Genomic DNA, 14,404 nt, shown 5'->3' with positions numbered 1-14,404 from the left:
CCACGATGTCCCCATGACGACGACAGCTTCGGTGGTCGCGTTCGACCAGGTGAGCAAGGCGCTCGACGCCGTCCGGGCCGTGGCCGGGCTGACCCTCGACCTCAGGCCCGGGGGGACCGTGGCACTGCTCGGCCCCAACGGTGCCGGCAAGTCCACCACCCTCGATCTGCTGCTCGGCCATCCAGCGGGGCACTGCGCGACCGGCCACGAACAACCCGCACTCGCGCTGTGGACCGGGTCTCGAAGGGGCGCGGGGAACTGCGCGACCAGCCACGAACAACCCGCGCACGCGCCGTCGACCGGGCCCCGAAGGGGCGCGGGGAACTGCGCGACCGGCCACGAACAACCTGCGCACGCGCTGTGGACCGGGTCTCGAAGGGGCGCGGGGAACTGCGCGACCGGCCACGAACAACCCGCACTCGCGCTGTGGACCGGGCCCCGAAGGGGCGCGGGGAACTGCGCGACCAGCCTCCACGCACCCGCACCCGCACCCGCACGCACCCGCACCCGCACGCACCCGCACACGCGAGATCACGGGAACCCCGTGAGGCGAGAAGGCGTCAGTTCAACATCGCCCGAGCCGCGAAAGCCTCCCCCCGCACCCGCTCCGCGGCCCCCTCGTCCACCGCCGAGACGACCTCCGCATAGGCCTCCAACTCCACGGCCCCGGCCACGAACTCCCCTCGCTGTACGAGCAACTGCGCCCGCTCGTACCGCAACCGCGCCGGATGCGAAGGCAGCAGCAACGACAACTCCACCGCCCACAACGCCACATCGGACCGCTCGGGACGGGCCGCGGCCCACGCCCGCACGTTGTTCAGGATCCGCAGCACCACCTCCAGCGGATCCGCCGGCCGCAACATCGCCGTATCCAGCCGCGCCCCCGTCGCCCCGGCCACCAGCAACTCCGCGTCGGTCCCGCTGAGCACCCGCCCCCCGCCGAACGGATCGGCGAGCACCTGCCCTTCGTCGGGCCCGAACCCGACCACGAAGTGCCCCGGCAGGGCCACCCCGTACACCGGTGCCCCCGCCCGCCTGGCGACCTCCATCCAGACCACGGACAGCAGGATCGGCAGCCCCCTGCGCCGCACCAGTACCTCGTGCAGCAGCGAGGACTCCAGACGCTGGTAGTCGCCCGGGGTGCCGTGGAACCCCATCCGGTCGCCGAGCAGCTCCCGCAGGGCGACCGCCCAGGCCCGCGGCCCGGCGGGCCGGTACGGCAGCAGCCCGGCCAGCCGGTCCAGTTCGACCTGTGCGGCGTCCAGACCCGCCTCGTCCAGCTCCCCGTCCGCCTCCGCACCCACCAGCAGGCACAGCGTCGACAGATCGGGCCGTTCGGACCGGGCCTCCTCGGCGAACCGCCGACGCAGCTCGGCGGAACGCTCGGGGGACGGGGGATACGGGGGACGCATGGCTGGCTCGTGCCCTCTCGCGACGATCGGTTACCGGCCGGTGCCGTCGGCGTCCGGCGCCCGGTAGTGGTGGTAGGCGTGGTGCGCGGCGAAGCCCATGGGGGCGTACAGCGCCCGCGCTGCCGTGTTCTCGGCCTCGACCTGGAGCCACGCGGCCGACGCGCCCTCGTCGAGCGCCCGGCGGGCCAGCGCCGCCATCACGGCCGTGGCGAGACCCTGCCGCCGCAGCGCCGGATCGACCTCGACGGCGGCGAAGCCGGCCCACCGCCCGTCGACGACACACCGCCCGATGGCGGTGGGCCCCGTCGGCCCGGGCATGCTCGCGAACCACACGGAGGGCCCGCCCTGAAGCACCCGCAACGCCACCCCGCTCACGCCCTTGCGCTGATACCGGCCCAGCCAGGCCTCATCGGCCTCCCGGGACAGCACGACCCCCGCCGGATCACCCCGGTCGGCGATCGACGCCAGCGGTCCGACCCACAGCTCGGCGGTCACCTCCCGCACCCAGCCCCGCCCCTCCAGCTCGGCGCAGAGCAGCTCCTGCGTGCCCTCGGCCCCGGTCGCGGTCTGCACGTAGGCGGGCAGTCCGCGCTCGCCGTACCACTGCCGCACGGCGTCCAGCGCCTCGTCCAGCGGCACGCCCGGCTCACCCAGCGGCAGCACCGAATTGGCCCGCCGCGTGAACCCGGACGCGGCCCGCAGCTCCCACTCGCCGAGCCGTTCGCTCTCCACGGGCAGCCAGGCCCGCGCGGCGACCCGGGCCAGCTCCTCGTAGGAGGCGGCGGGACCGCGGCGACGCGCCGGTGCGGCGGGCACGGTCTTGCCCGCGACCAGCGCCGATTCCGCGATACGGACGCTTTCGCCGCTCTTCCGTGTGATGAGCAGCACACCGTTGTCCCATGATGTGAGAACACCGACCGTGTCGGTGAACTTCTCACCCGGAGCGCCATGTTCGATCAAGCTCCGTACGGAGACCCGTTTGCCCACGTCAGCAGTGGTGATGCGGACCTCGAGTCGCCCGGCGGCAGAGATTTCCACAGGTCAGTTCACCCCTCCTGTTCGGATCATGCCCAGGAACGGAGATACTAGGGGCGGGCATCGACGACGCCGCGCTCCCGCGCGCCAGGCGGCGGAGCCTGAGGAGGCCCGCCAGCGCCCTATCGAGGAGGAACGACAGCGTGACCTACGTCATCGCGCAGCCTTGTGTCGACGTCAAGGACAAGGCGTGCATCGAGGAGTGCCCGGTCGACTGCATCTACGAGGGCCAGCGGTCCTTGTACATCCACCCGGACGAATGCGTCGACTGTGGTGCCTGTGAGCCGGTCTGCCCGGTCGAGGCGATCTTCTACGAGGACGACACTCCCGAGGAGTGGAAGGACTACTACAAGGCGAACGTCGAGTTCTTCGACGAGCTCGGTTCGCCCGGCGGAGCCAGCAAGCTGGGGCTGATCGAGCGCGACCACCCCTTCGTCGCCGCGCTGCCGCCGCAGAACCAGTAAGAGCGGCCCGCACTCCGTGCCGCCTCGGTCCCGTACGGCCTGATCACCCCGTGATCGCCGTACGGGGCCGAGGCGTTTGCCGTCACCGGCTCGTACGTACCAGAAAGTGAGCCAGAACCCGTGTCCGCAGTCTCCGACCGCCTGCCCACCTTCCCCTGGGACAAGCTGACCCCGTACAAGGCCACGGCGGCCGCCCACCCGGACGGCATCGTCGACCTGTCCGTCGGCACCCCCGTCGACCCGGTGCCCGAGCGGATCCAGAAAGCACTGGTGGCCGCTGCCGACTCGCCGGGCTACCCGACCGTCTGGGGCACGCCCGAACTGCGCGACGCGATCACCGGCTGGGTCGAGCGCCGCCTCGGCGCCCGGGACGTCACCCACCGCCACGTGCTGCCGATCGTCGGCTCCAAGGAACTCGTCGCCTGGCTCCCGACCCAGCTGGGCCTCGGCCCCGGCGACCGGGTGGCCTACCCGCGCCTGGCCTACCCGACGTACGAGGTCGGCGCCCGGCTGGCGCGCGCCGACCACGAGGCCTACGACGACCCGACGGAGCTGGACCCCGACGGCCTGAAGCTCCTCTGGCTGAACTCCCCGTCGAACCCCACGGGCAAGGTCCTCTCCAAGGAAGAGCTGACCCGGATCGTCGCCTGGGCCCGCTCGCACGGCGTCCTGCTCTTCTCCGACGAGTGCTACCTGGAGCTGGGCTGGGAGGCCGACCCGGTCTCGGTCCTGCACCCGGACGTCAACGGCGGCTCCTACGACGGCATCGTCTCCGTCCACTCGCTCTCCAAGCGCTCGAACCTCGCCGGCTACCGCGCGGCCTTCCTGGCCGGTGACCCGGCGGTCCTCGGCCCGCTGCTGGAGATCCGCAAGCACGGCGGCATGATGACGTCGGCCCCGACGCAGGCGGCGATGATCGCGGCCCTCGGCGACGACGAGCACGTCCGTGTCCAGCGCGAGCGCTACGCGTCCCGCCGCGAGCTGCTTCGCGAGGCCCTGCTGACCCACGGCTTCCGCATCGAGCACAGCGAGGCCAGCCTCTACCTGTGGGCCACCAGGGGCGAGTCCTGCTGGGACACGGTCGACCACCTCGCCAAGCGGGGCATCCTCGTGGCCCCCGGCGACTTCTACGGCCCGGCCGGCGCGGAGTTCGTCCGGGTGGCACTGACGGCGACGGACGAGAGGGTGGCGGCGGCGGTACGGCGTCTGTGACCGCTGCCGCGGTGAGTACAGGCCTGAGGGGCCCGGGAAGCTTCCCCGGGCCCCTCAGGCCTCGGACGTGGGGCTTGGCGTCAGCCGACCGGCAGGCCCTTCGTCGGCAGGGTGCCCGTGGAGGGCACGCCGCCCTTCGTCAGGGAGTCCGTCGGCAGACCGCCCTGGGCCGAACCGGCTGCCTCACCGACGAGCTTCCCGGCGGAGCCCGCCGCCGCACCGGCCGCCTTCTGTGCGACGGGCGTGGCCTTCTTGACCGTCTTGCCGCCGAGCTTGCCCGCGGTCGGCACCGCCTTCTTGACGGTCTTGCTGCCGGTGTCACCCGCGGACTTGGAGACGTCCGTCGTCGCGCCGTCGACGGTCCTGCCGACATTCGCCCCGTCCAGGGCGGTCAGTCCGCCGAGGTTCGGGTTGGCCGGCAGCTCGGGGGCCGCACTGGCGGAGCCGGCCGCACCGACCCCGGCAGCCGCTCCCGCAGCGACGATCAGCGCGGCACGGGCGATACGGCGGGTCAGGGGGAGGGACATGGTGCTCCTTCAACGGGAGAGAACAGAGGTTCGTGAAGTGTCCGACCGGCACCGGGCGTTGATCGACTGGCTGTGATCGACCCCCGGCTCGGACGCAGTGACTACCGCTTGAAACCCGCGAAGGTTGCGGCGAGGGAACGTAAAGAGTTGGTAATGCGTCGCATAATCGGCTGCGGACAAACGGGCGAAAAGGCCCCCGCCGGAAAGGCCGCCCCATCCCTTCCGGCCCTGTGCGCCCAAGGGTTTTCAGGAGTTCCCGGGTGAGGCTGCGAAAACCTGCGCACACCCTCGGTTCACAGGCGCACGCATAACGCCCAAGGGTGAGTTCCCGTACCCCTGCGCGATCTACTGCATCGTGACAATACGGACGGCGTCCGCGGCGCGTTCCGCACCCGCGGTGCCCTTTTCCGTGGCGCTGCGCCACTGGCTGGCGGTGTTCCCCGCCACCCACTCCCGCCCCGCGTAGGTGACGCGCGCGATGTGCAGCTCGGAGGCGTTGGCCACGGCCCAGTGCGCCAGCTGCCAGCCGCGCAGGCCCGGGCTCCGCCCGGTCGCCGCAGTGGTGTCGGCGGTCACCGGCAGTGTCACGGTCCGCCCGCCGTCCCCGTCCGTGGCGCTCGGGGACGGCGTGGGCGTGCCCCTCGGCGCACCGCCCACCTCGGCGCCGGCCGGGTCCAGTACGACGCGCCCGAAGTCACGCACGAGCGCGGCACGCACCCCGTCCGGGCCCGACGCCCGGGTCGCGGCCGGGCGGCCGTCGCAGGTGAGCGTGGCCGCGGACTGCCCGGTGAGGGCCGCGGCCAGCAGCGCGGCGTCCGGCTCGTGCTTGGCGTAGGCCTGCGGGAAACCGCTGCGCTGCACGCGCTGCGCGGCGACCGTGAGCGGCAGCCGGGTGTAGCCGGGCACCTTGACCAGATGCTCGTAGAACTCACCGGCCGAGTACGTCGGGTCCATGATCTCCTTCGGCGTTCCCCAGCCCTGCGAGGGCCGCTGCTGGAACAGGCCGAGGGAGTCCCGGTCGCCGTGCTTGATGTTGCGCAGGGCCGACTCCTGCAGCGCCGTCGCCAGCGCGATGGTCACGGCCCGCTCGGGCAGACCGCGCCCGGTCCCCACGGCGGTGATCGTCGCCGCGTTCACCGCCTGCTCGGGCGTGAACTCGTACGACGCCCCGTCGCCCTTGCCGGAGACGACCTTGCAGCCCGGTCCGCCCGAGCCGCCGGTGACGTACTGCACGACGAGGTAACCGGCGACCGCGAGCAGGGCCATGAAGGCGGCTCCGCATCGGAAGAGGCGGCCACGACGCTTGGGAGAGGACGGCTCTGGCACGCCGTACAAGGTACTGGAGAGTACGGGGTGGCATGAGCAGGGTGGGGACGGTGAGGCCACGGTCTGGCGCGTTAGGGTCGACGGCATGGCCGACACCTCGCTTGACCTCACGCTGGACGCCGCGGAGCTCACCGCCCGGCTCGTCGACTTCCGCTCCGAGAGCGGCACCGAGAAGCCACTCGCCGACGCGATCGAGACCGCACTGCGCGCGCTGCCCCATCTGACGGTCGACCGGTACGGCAACAACGTCGTGGCCCGCACGAACCTCGGCCGCTCGGAGCGGGTGATCCTGGCCGGGCACATCGACACCGTCCCGATCGCGGACAACGTCCCCTCCCGGCTCGACGAGGACGGCGTCCTGTGGGGCTGCGGCACCTGCGACATGAAGTCGGGCGTCGCCGTGCAGCTGCGCATCGCGGCCACGGTCCCCGCCCCCAACCGCGACCTGACCTTCGTCTTCTACGACAACGAAGAGGTCGCCGCCGAGCTGAACGGCCTCAAGCACGTCTCCGAGGCGCACCCCGAGTGGCTGGAGGGCGACTTCGCGGTGCTCCTGGAGCCGTCGGACGGCCAGGTCGAGGGCGGCTGCCAGGGCACGCTGCGGGTCCTGCTGAAGACCACCGGCGAGCGGGCCCACTCCGCGCGCGGCTGGATGGGCTCCAACGCGATCCACGCCGCGTCCCCGATCCTCGCCCGGCTGGCCTCCTACGAACCCCGCTGGCCGGTCATCGACGGCCTGGAGTATCGCGAGGGCCTGAACGCGGTCGGCATCAGCGGGGGAGTGGCCGGCAACGTCATCCCCGACGAGTGCGTCGTCACCGTCAACTTCCGCTACGCACCCGACCGCACGCCCGAGGAGGCCGTCGCGCACGTCCGGGAGGTCTTCGCGGACTGCGGAGTCGCCGAGTTCGAGGTCGTCGACCACAGCGGCGCGGCGATGCCCGGCCTGTCCCACCCGGCGGCCAAGGCGTTCATCGAGGCGGTCGGCGGCACCCCGATGCCGAAGTACGGCTGGACGGACGTCTCCCGCTTCTCCGCGCTCGGCGTCCCGGCGGTCAACTACGGCCCCGGCAACCCCCACTTGGCGCACAAGCGGGACGAGCGCGTGGAGATCGCCAAGATCCTCGCGGGCGAGGAGCGGCTGCGGAACTGGCTGACCGCCTGAGCCTGCCGGACGCCCCTCGGGTTTACGGCGCTCCATCGCGGACATGCTCACGTCCCTCGTTCGTAACCCGCGTAGATCTACGCTGAGGTGGAAAGACAGGCACGACGGAGGGAGCGCACATGGCGACCGGCAACCCCGAGGGGAAGAAGCAGCCGCCGGAGGAAAAGCGCCTGGGCCCGGTCCTCCAGCGGCGGGACCAGGTACAGGCCAGCACCACCGACCAGCGGCTGCTGGACGAGCGGGCCCCCTCCGACTGGGTCCACACCGACCCCTGGCGCGTGCTGCGCATCCAGTCGGAGTTCATCGAGGGCTTCGGCACGCTCGCCGAACTCCCGCCCGCGATCAGCGTCTTCGGCTCGGCCCGGACCCCGGCGGACTCACCCGAGTACGAAGCGGGCGTGCGGCTGGGGCAGGGCCTGGTCGACGCGGGCTTCGCCGTCATCACGGGCGGCGGCCCGGGCGCGATGGAGGCGGCCAACAAGGGCGCCCTCGAGGCGAAGGGCATCTCCGTCGGCCTCGGTATCGAGCTGCCGTTCGAGCAGGGCCTGAACCCGTACGTCGACATCGGCCTGAACTTCCGCTACTTCTTCGTCCGGAAGATGATGTTCGTCAAGTACGCCCAGGGCTTCGTCGTCCTGCCCGGCGGTCTCGGCACCCTCGACGAACTCTTCGAGGCCCTCACCCTGGTCCAGACCCAGAAAGTCACCCGCTTCCCGATCGTCCTGTTCGGCAGCGACTACTGGGGCGGCCTGGTCGACTGGCTCCGCGGCACGGTGATCGCCCAGGGCAAGGCGGCGGAGAAGGACCTGCTGCTGTTCCACGTGACGGACGACGTGGACGAGGCGGTGGCCCTCGTGTCGAAGGAGGCGGGCAGGTAGAGGTCTTTTCGAGCCCGGCCTCCTGTCCGGCCGTGTCGGGCGGCGGGTGGGCACAGGCCCGGGGGGGTCCAGGGGGCGGAGCCCCCTGGTACCTCAGTCAGGCCAACCCGCGCCGGGCAACGGCAGGACCCCGATGCCCCGCGATCGTCGCCACCATCTCCAGCACCTGGCGCGTCTCGGCGACCTCGTGCACCCGGTACACCTGCGCCCCCAGCCACGCGGACACCGCCGTCGTCGCCAACGTCCCCACGACCCGCTCCTTCACGGGCCGGTCCAGCGTCTCCCCGACGAAGTCCTTGTTGGACAGCGACACCAGCACCGGCCACCCCGTGGCGACCATCTCGTCCAGCCGCCGCGTCGCCTCCAGGCTGTGCCGGGTGTTCTTCCCGAAGTCGTGCCCCGGATCGATCATGATCGACTCTCGCGGCACCCCCAGCGCGAGCGCCCGCTCGGCCAAGCCGACCGTCACGCCCAGGATGTCCGCCATGACGTCGTCGTACTCGATCCGGTGCGGCCGCGTCCGCGGCTCCGCTCCGCCGGCGTGCGTGCACACCAGCCCCACCCGATGGCGCGCGGCGACCTCCGCGAGCCCTGGATCGATCCCGCCCCACGCGTCGTTCAGCAGGTCGGCCCCGGCCTCGCACACTGCCTCGCCGACCTCGGCCCGCCAGGTGTCCACGCTGATGATCACGTCCGGGAACCGCCGCCGCACCTCCGCCACGAACCCGACCGTCCGCCGGGCCTCCTCCTCGGCCGTGACCTCCTCGCCAGGTCCGGCCTTGACCCCGCCGATGTCGATGATCGCGGCCCCGTCGGCCACCGCCTGCTCGACACGCGCGAGGGCCGGCTCGTCGCGGAAGGTGGCGCCCTGGTCGTAGAAGGAGTCCGGGGTGCGGTTCACGATCGCCATGATCACCGGCTCTTGTGGTCCGAATTCCCGCTTGCCCAGCCTGAGCATCCCCTGTGACCTTTCCTGGGTACGTCCCGTCTTCCGCCGCCTGCGACCCTAACCGTCGGACTCGCATGGCACGATCGGAGCCTGACAACATCCGACTCGAAGGACGTCCGCAGCGTCCGATCCGTCCGACCGTGGGGGCCCCGCGATGGTTATGTTCCTGTTCCTGGTCGTCGCGCTCGCCGTCGTGGTCGCCGCGGTGACGCTCGCCGTGGTGGGCGGCGGCGAGAACAGCCCGCTGCCCGAGGCCGCCCCCGAGCGGCTGCGGGACCCGCTGCCCCCGGACCGGCCGGTCAACCGTGCGGACGTCGAAGGCCTGCGCTTCCCTCCGGCCGCCCGCGGCTACCGCATGGCGGACGTGGACGACGCCCTCAGCCGCCTGGGTGCCGAGCTCGCCGAGCGCGACGCCCGCATCGCCGACCTGGAGTCCGCCCTGGCCGGTGCCCGGTCGGCCTCCGCCCACGGGCCGGTGCCCGCCGCCGAGGAGAACCACGTCTCCATGGACAAGCCGAAGCGGGAGGACCGGCCGTGAGCGACGGCGCCGCCCTGGCCGGCCCGGACGGCTCACTGCGCTGCCCCTGGGCCCTCTCCGCCCCGGAGTACGTCGCCTACCACGACGAGGAGTGGGGCCGCCCCGTCCACGGCGACGACGCGCTCTTCGAGCGGCTCAGCCTGGAGGCCTTCCAGTCCGGCCTGTCGTGGATCACCATCCTGCGCCGCCGGCCCGGTTTCCGCGCCGCCTTCGCCGACTTCAAGATCGCCTCGGTGGCCGCCTTCACCGAGGAGGACCGCGAGCGCCTCCTGGCCGACGCGGGCATCATCCGCAACCGCGCCAAGATCGACGCGACCCTCGCCAACGCGCGTGCGCTGACCGAATGGACCCCGGGCGAACTGGACCGACTGATCTGGTCCCACGCCCCCGATCCGGTCGGCCGCCCGGCTCCGAAGACCCTGTCCGACGTCCCGCCCGTCACTCCCGAGTCGACGGCCCTGTCCAAGGCCCTGAAGAAGCGGGGCCTGCGCTTCGTCGGGCCGACGACGGCGTACGCCCTGATGCAGGCGTGCGGCCTGGTGGACGATCACCTGCAGTCCTGCGTGGCCAGAAGGGCCTCGCCGGGACGCGGGGCTGAGTCGATGTGCGGCTCCGCCGCGGGGGCGCGATCAACCACATAGGACCCGCAGCCCCACGGCGCGACCGCCCCGAACTCACCGGCCCAAGTACTTCGGCTTCTCCTTGTTGACGAAGGCCTGCACCGCGATCGCGTGATCCTCGGAGGAGCCGGCCCTGGTCTGGAGCTCGTCCTCCTTCTCCAGGGCCTCCTCCAGGGAGTGCGTCAGCCCGTACGCCACCGACTCCTTCAGCGCCGCGTACGCCACCGTCGGGCCCTCGGCCAGCGCCCGCGCCACCTTCTCGGCCTCCGCGCGCAGCTCGGCGGACGGCACGAGCCGGTTGGCGATGCCCAGCTCGTACGCCTCCTGCGCACTGATGCTGCGCGGGAAGAGCAGCAGGTCGGCGGCCCGCCCCGGGCCGACCACCCGCGGCAGCGTCCAGGAGATGCCCGAGTCGGCGGTCAGCGCGACCCCGGCGAACGAGGTGTTGAACGCCGCCGAGTCCGCCACGATCCGGTAGTCCGCGGCGAGCGCGAAGCCGAAGCCCGCCCCGGCCGCGACCCCGTTCACGGCGGCGACGACCGGCTTCGCCGCCCCGGCCAGCGCCCGCACGATCGGGTTGTAGTGCTCCCGCACCGTGCTCATGGTCTGCCCCGACCCGGCCTCCCGGTCCGCGGCCAGCAGCCCGATGTGCTCCTTGAGGTCCTGCCCGACGCAGAACGCCCGGTCACCGGCGGCGGTCAGCAGCACCGCCCGCACCGCGGCGTCGCCCGCCGCCGACTCGACCGCCTCCCGCAGGGCGACCTTGGTCTCCACGTTCAGCGCGTTCATCGCCTCCGGGCGGTTCAGCGTGATCGTCGCGAGTCCGTCGCTCACCTCGTAGAGCACGGTGTCGGCCATGGCGTATCCCCTCCGGGTCGCGGAACGGGGACGTACCGGCCGGTACGCCCCGGGTCTGCAGGACAGCATGACGGAGATCGCGGGCCGGGAACCTGACCGGACGTGTGACCTGCGTCAAACAATTCTCGTCCGGATTGGTTCGGCGGAAGTGTGTGCGGTGGCGGAGTATCGCAGCCTCATCGCCGAATTGAGTGGTTTTGCTCGCGTGCGTTGCCCAAGCGATGCCGACTGATGTTGGTCATCGGGTCCTGAGATGCGGGATAATGGCTTGGAAGCAATGTGTTCGATGCCGGTGTCGCGTGTCCTGCCACAAGGGCCGCACGTGTGCCCTTCTCAGGGGCCGTCGGCTTTGACGATGAGCTGGGTTTCAGGAAGGGGAACGAGCATGGCGGCCATGAAGCCGCGAACGGGTGATGGCCCGCTCGAGGTGACCAAGGAGGGGCGGGGCATCGTCATGCGCGTTCCGCTCGAAGGCGGCGGTCGGCTCGTCGTCGAGCTGACCCCTGACGAGGCCGACGCGCTCGGCGACGCCCTCAAGAAGGTCGTCGGCTGACGCGGAAGCGACCATACCCTTTCAGTTGCCCCGGCATCACCTCGGTGCCGGGGCGGCTGTTTTCCCGCCGATGACACTCGCCTGCCCCGGCTCCCGCTCCGATAACGTGCGGCCCGGCTAGCGTTTCACCGCGCACAGCAGCCCGTCGCCCACCGGCAGCAGCGACGGCACCAGCTCCTGGCTCTCGCGCACCGCGCGCAGCAGCTCCCGCAGCCGCAGCACCTCCGTGGGCTGCGGACCGGAATCCACCGTGCGGCCGTTCGCGAAGGCGCCCTCGAAGACGACCAGCCCGCCGGTACGCAGCAGGCGCAACGATTCGGCGAGGTAGTCCATGACCTCCAGGCGATCACCGTCGCAGAAGACCAGGTCGTAACCGGCGTCCGCGAGGCGGGGCAGCACGTCCAGGGCGCGGCCCGGGATGAAGCGGGCCCGGTTGCTGGCGAAGCCGGAGGCACGGAAGGCCTGACGGGCGAACTGCTGGTGCTCCGGCTCGGGGTCCACGGTCGTCAGGACACCGTCCGGCCGCATACCGTGCAGGAGATGGATTCCGGAGACACCGCAGCCGGTCCCGATCTCCGCGACGGCCTTCGCGTCGACCGACGCGGCCAGCAACCGCAGCGCGGCGCCCGTGCCGGGCGTCACCGAGCGCAACCCTGCCTCACGGGCCCGGTCCCGGGCCCAGTGCAGCGTTTCGTCCTCGGCGACATAGGCGTCGGCGAACGCCCAGCTCGTCTGCCGGTTGCCGGTAATGACCCTCTCCTGTCCCCGTGAATGCCTGGGCGTGACTGTATCCGTTGGGCACGGGAACCCGCAGATGGGACCGGTCGTTTAAAGGGAAGAGCGAGCGGCGTGCGCCGGGACGGGGGGACGGGCAGTGGATCAGGACGCCGAGCGAGGGCCCACGCAGCAGTACGAGGCGTATCAGCCCAGATCAAACTCTCGTAAAACCACTTATCCGGTCCTAACGGGCGAGGTGGCTATGGTAGGGGCTCCACTGGACACCACCAGAGCTGACAGGGGAGGTGCGGCTGCGCCTGTGGATCGCGGAGGAGTGCTCCGGCGCTTCCTCGGACCGGCAGGCAGGCCGACATCTGTGAACGACACCGCTGCTGACCACAGTCACGCCGCTGACTTCGCCCAGACCGCGACCTTCACCACCGACGCGGACGGGCAGGCGTGGACTCCGCCCACGTGGGAGGAGATCGTCAGCACGCACAGCGGCCGGGTCTACCGGCTCGCCTACCGTCTGACCGGCAACCAGCACGACGCGGAGGACCTCACGCAGGAGGTCTTCGTCCGCGTCTTCCGCTCCCTGTCGACCTACACGCCGGGCACCTTCGAGGGCTGGCTGCACCGCATCACCACGAACCTCTTCCTGGACATGGTCCGCCGCAAGCAGCGCATCCGCTTCGACGCGCTCGGCGAGGACGCGGCCGAGCGCCTGCCCAGCAAGGAGCCCACGCCGCAGCAGATCTTCAACGACGCGCACTTCGACGCGGACGTCCAGCAGGCCCTCGACACCCTCGCTCCCGAGTTCCGCGCCGCGGTCGTCCTGTGCGACATCGAAGGACTGTCGTACGAGGAGATCGCGGCGACCCTCGGCGTCAAGCTCGGCACGGTCCGCTCCCGGATCCACCGCGGACGCTCCCAGCTGCGCAAGGCTCTCGCGCACCGCTCCCCGGAGGCCCGCGCCGAGCGCCGCTCCTTCGTGCCCCGTGTTCCCGCCCTGGGAGGAGGGGGCGCGAGCGCGTGAGCGGATCTCGGCCGAAAGCCTCCGAGGGTCACCTCGCAGAGCAGCATCTGGGAGACCGACTCTCCGCCCTGGTGGACGGAGAGCTCGGTCATGACGCGCGTGAGCGCGTACTGGCGCACGTGGCCACCTGCCCGAAGTGCAAGGCGGAGGTGGACGCCCAGCGCCGGCTGAAGAACGTCTTCGCGGAGGCGGCCCCGCCGCCCCCTTCCGAGAGTTTCCTGGCCCGCCTGCAGGGACTACCCGCGGGCGGCGGCCCGGACGGTGAGATCACACCGCCGGGCGGAGGAGGGCTGCCCGGAGGACTGTCCGGACGGTTCGGATCGTCCGGGGCCTTCGGTGTGAAACGCGGCGAGCGGTTCGAGTTCGGGTACGCCCCGTCCCGGTCGCACCTGCCCGTGGTGCCCGGGTCCCCGGGCGGAAACCCCGGCCTCCCCTCCGACACCGGCGGCCTCCTGCCCGGCCACCGGGGCCTGTCCCCGGAGAGGGGCTTCCGCATCCACGACGTGGGCCGGCACGACGGCGACCGGTCGTCCTCGCGGCTGCGATTCGCGTTCGTGGCCGCCGGTGCCGTGTCCCTGGCGGCGATCGCGCTGGGCGGCATCACCACCGGCACCCCGGCCGACGCGGAGGCCCGCGGTGGCCAGGGCACGGGGAGCAACGTCACACCGATGCGCACCCAGGGCACCGGCGCCGCGACGACGCCCGAGTCCCAGCGCCGCCGGACGGCGCCGCAGCTCGGGCCGGTGCACGGCGAGAGCATGCTCGGCCGCGCCCCGGTCGCCCCGACCGAGGTCTCGGCCCCGCTGCTGCCCGGAGTGCCGTCCGCCGCCCGGCACCACGCGTTCCACGCGCTGACCGCCCCGGTGGTGGCCGGAGCCGCCGTCATGTCCCCGTTGATACGTCCGCTCGAGGCGGCCACTCCCGCCGCCCTGACCTCGTGGTCCGCGGTCCCCGAGATCACGGCTCCGCTGCTCGCCGTGCCCCTCGCGGTCCCGACCTCGCCCCCCTCGTCCCCCTCTTCCCCCGTTTCCTCGCGCACGGCTCACTGACCGGCCTCTGCGCACCGGCCCGCGAACCTGATTGAATCCGGGGGTTGTCGCCCGCGGCCGAGGTG

The 14,404-nt window shown here is 72.0% G+C and carries 17 protein-coding genes and 1 pseudogene; 11 read left to right on the top strand and 7 right to left on the bottom strand.

Features of this window, described 5'->3' with window-relative positions; all coding sequences use genetic code 11:
* Positions 1-13: 13 nt before the first annotated feature.
* A pseudogene (locus ACZ7EG_RS06525) lies at positions 14-178 on the top strand (ATP-binding cassette domain-containing protein); the annotation flags it as partial.
* Between the two features lie 382 nt (positions 179-560).
* Here the strand turns inward: ACZ7EG_RS06525 and ACZ7EG_RS06520 are convergent.
* Both ACZ7EG_RS06520 and ACZ7EG_RS06515 read right to left on the bottom strand, forming a co-directional pair.
* The gene (locus tag ACZ7EG_RS06520; protein ID WP_471073191.1) at positions 561-1,412 is read right to left on the bottom strand and encodes a transglutaminase family protein; all 852 of its coding nucleotides are present in this window, start codon (positions 1,410-1,412) and stop codon (positions 561-563) included.
* A 30-nt stretch (positions 1,413-1,442) separates the two neighbouring features.
* The gene (locus tag ACZ7EG_RS06515; protein ID WP_471073188.1) at positions 1,443-2,450 is read right to left on the bottom strand and encodes a GNAT family N-acetyltransferase; all 1,008 of its coding nucleotides are present in this window, start codon (positions 2,448-2,450) and stop codon (positions 1,443-1,445) included.
* A gap of 140 nt (positions 2,451-2,590) precedes the next feature.
* Here ACZ7EG_RS06515 and fdxA point away from each other — a divergent pair, with 140 nt between their 5' ends.
* Positions 2,591-2,911 carry a ferredoxin gene (gene fdxA, locus ACZ7EG_RS06510; protein WP_003973842.1) on the top strand — a complete coding sequence of 107 codons (321 nt, stop codon included), beginning with the start codon at positions 2,591-2,593 and terminating at the stop codon, positions 2,909-2,911.
* A 120-nt stretch (positions 2,912-3,031) separates the two neighbouring features.
* Positions 3,032-4,123, top strand: coding sequence for a bifunctional succinyldiaminopimelate transaminase/glutamate-prephenate aminotransferase (locus tag ACZ7EG_RS06505; protein ID WP_471073185.1), 1,092 nt, complete (start codon positions 3,032-3,034; stop codon positions 4,121-4,123).
* A gap of 80 nt (positions 4,124-4,203) precedes the next feature.
* Here ACZ7EG_RS06505 and ACZ7EG_RS06500 read toward each other — a convergent pair whose 3' ends face one another.
* Both ACZ7EG_RS06500 and ACZ7EG_RS06495 read right to left on the bottom strand, forming a co-directional pair.
* Positions 4,204-4,650, bottom strand: coding sequence for an ATP-binding protein (locus tag ACZ7EG_RS06500; protein ID WP_471073183.1), 447 nt, complete (start codon positions 4,648-4,650; stop codon positions 4,204-4,206).
* Positions 4,651-4,995: 345 nt separating this feature from the next.
* Positions 4,996-5,976 carry a VldE C-terminal domain-containing protein gene (locus ACZ7EG_RS06495; RefSeq protein WP_471073180.1) on the bottom strand — a complete coding sequence of 327 codons (981 nt, stop codon included), beginning with the start codon at positions 5,974-5,976 and terminating at the stop codon, positions 4,996-4,998.
* 85 nt (positions 5,977-6,061) lie between these two features.
* Between ACZ7EG_RS06495 and dapE the strand changes: the two genes are divergently transcribed.
* Together dapE and ACZ7EG_RS06485 are read left to right on the top strand one after the other, a co-directional pair.
* Positions 6,062-7,141, top strand: coding sequence for a succinyl-diaminopimelate desuccinylase (gene dapE, locus ACZ7EG_RS06490; protein ID WP_471073177.1), 1,080 nt, complete (start codon positions 6,062-6,064; stop codon positions 7,139-7,141).
* A 119-nt stretch (positions 7,142-7,260) separates the two neighbouring features.
* On the top strand, positions 7,261-8,019 hold the full coding sequence (locus ACZ7EG_RS06485; RefSeq protein ID WP_062928917.1) for an LOG family protein: 759 nt from the start codon (positions 7,261-7,263) through the stop codon (positions 8,017-8,019).
* A 97-nt stretch (positions 8,020-8,116) separates the two neighbouring features.
* Here ACZ7EG_RS06485 and folP read toward each other — a convergent pair whose 3' ends face one another.
* The gene (gene folP / locus ACZ7EG_RS06480) at positions 8,117-8,977 is read right to left on the bottom strand and encodes a dihydropteroate synthase (RefSeq protein WP_471073173.1); all 861 of its coding nucleotides are present in this window, start codon (positions 8,975-8,977) and stop codon (positions 8,117-8,119) included.
* Between the two features lie 145 nt (positions 8,978-9,122).
* Between folP and ACZ7EG_RS06475 the strand changes: the two genes are divergently transcribed.
* Together ACZ7EG_RS06475 and ACZ7EG_RS06470 are read left to right on the top strand one after the other, a co-directional pair.
* Positions 9,123-9,506, top strand: a complete 384-nt coding sequence (locus ACZ7EG_RS06475; RefSeq protein WP_471073170.1) for a DivIVA domain-containing protein — start codon at positions 9,123-9,125, stop codon at positions 9,504-9,506.
* Positions 9,503-10,147: a DNA-3-methyladenine glycosylase I gene (locus tag ACZ7EG_RS06470; protein ID WP_471073167.1), complete on the top strand. Its 645-nt coding sequence runs from the start codon at positions 9,503-9,505 to the stop codon at positions 10,145-10,147. The genes ACZ7EG_RS06475 and ACZ7EG_RS06470 overlap by 4 nt, the downstream gene beginning before the upstream one ends.
* 33 nt (positions 10,148-10,180) lie before the next feature.
* Here the strand turns inward: ACZ7EG_RS06470 and chcB are convergent, their stop codons facing one another.
* Positions 10,181-10,984, bottom strand: coding sequence for a 2-cyclohexenylcarbonyl CoA isomerase (gene chcB, locus ACZ7EG_RS06465; protein ID WP_471073165.1), 804 nt, complete (start codon positions 10,982-10,984; stop codon positions 10,181-10,183).
* 67 nt (positions 10,985-11,051) lie between these two features.
* Between chcB and ACZ7EG_RS06460 the strand changes: the two genes are divergently transcribed.
* Both ACZ7EG_RS06460 and ACZ7EG_RS06455 read left to right on the top strand, forming a co-directional pair.
* Positions 11,052-11,216 carry a hypothetical protein gene (locus tag ACZ7EG_RS06460; RefSeq protein WP_159030577.1) on the top strand — a complete coding sequence of 55 codons (165 nt, stop codon included), beginning with the start codon at positions 11,052-11,054 and terminating at the stop codon, positions 11,214-11,216.
* Between the two features lie 153 nt (positions 11,217-11,369).
* Positions 11,370-11,537 carry a DUF3117 domain-containing protein gene (locus ACZ7EG_RS06455; RefSeq protein ID WP_003966491.1) on the top strand — a complete coding sequence of 56 codons (168 nt, stop codon included), beginning with the start codon at positions 11,370-11,372 and terminating at the stop codon, positions 11,535-11,537.
* 117 nt (positions 11,538-11,654) lie between these two features.
* Here ACZ7EG_RS06455 and ACZ7EG_RS06450 read toward each other — a convergent pair whose 3' ends face one another.
* The gene (locus ACZ7EG_RS06450; protein ID WP_324614290.1) at positions 11,655-12,353 is read right to left on the bottom strand and encodes an O-methyltransferase; all 699 of its coding nucleotides are present in this window, start codon (positions 12,351-12,353) and stop codon (positions 11,655-11,657) included.
* A gap of 163 nt (positions 12,354-12,516) precedes the next feature.
* On the opposite strand from ACZ7EG_RS06450, the gene sigE reads away from it, so the two are divergent.
* Positions 12,517-13,290, top strand: a complete 774-nt coding sequence (gene sigE / locus ACZ7EG_RS06445; RefSeq protein WP_344458630.1) for an RNA polymerase sigma factor SigE — start codon at positions 12,517-12,519, stop codon at positions 13,288-13,290.
* Positions 13,287-14,339, top strand: coding sequence for an anti-sigma factor family protein (locus ACZ7EG_RS06440; protein ID WP_471073160.1), 1,053 nt, complete (start codon positions 13,287-13,289; stop codon positions 14,337-14,339). The genes sigE and ACZ7EG_RS06440 overlap by 4 nt, the downstream gene beginning before the upstream one ends.
* Positions 14,340-14,404: the final 65 nt, after the last annotated feature.

Source organism: Streptomyces sp. NPDC037100 (assembly GCF_055606225.1).
The sequence above is the reverse complement of the archived record's forward strand: the minus strand, read 5'-3'. Positions and strand labels throughout refer to the sequence as shown.

Coding starts and splice junctions, on each gene's coding strand:
- ACZ7EG_RS06520 (WP_471073191.1), bottom strand. CDS start 1,412: ATGCGTCCCCCGTATCCCCCGTCCCCCGAGCGTTCCGCCGAGCTGCGT.
- ACZ7EG_RS06500 (WP_471073183.1), bottom strand. CDS start 4,650: ATGTCCCTCCCCCTGACCCGCCGTATCGCCCGTGCCGCGCTGATCGTC.
- dapE (WP_471073177.1), top strand. CDS start 6,062: ATGGCCGACACCTCGCTTGACCTCACGCTGGACGCCGCGGAGCTCACC.
- ACZ7EG_RS06485 (WP_062928917.1), top strand. CDS start 7,261: ATGGCGACCGGCAACCCCGAGGGGAAGAAGCAGCCGCCGGAGGAAAAG.
- folP (WP_471073173.1), bottom strand. CDS start 8,977: ATGCTCAGGCTGGGCAAGCGGGAATTCGGACCACAAGAGCCGGTGATC.
- ACZ7EG_RS06475 (WP_471073170.1), top strand. CDS start 9,123: ATGGTTATGTTCCTGTTCCTGGTCGTCGCGCTCGCCGTCGTGGTCGCC.
- chcB (WP_471073165.1), bottom strand. CDS start 10,984: ATGGCCGACACCGTGCTCTACGAGGTGAGCGACGGACTCGCGACGATC.
- ACZ7EG_RS06460 (WP_159030577.1), top strand. CDS start 11,052: ATGACGGAGATCGCGGGCCGGGAACCTGACCGGACGTGTGACCTGCGT.
- ACZ7EG_RS06455 (WP_003966491.1), top strand. CDS start 11,370: ATGGCGGCCATGAAGCCGCGAACGGGTGATGGCCCGCTCGAGGTGACC.
- sigE (WP_344458630.1), top strand. CDS start 12,517: ATGGTAGGGGCTCCACTGGACACCACCAGAGCTGACAGGGGAGGTGCG.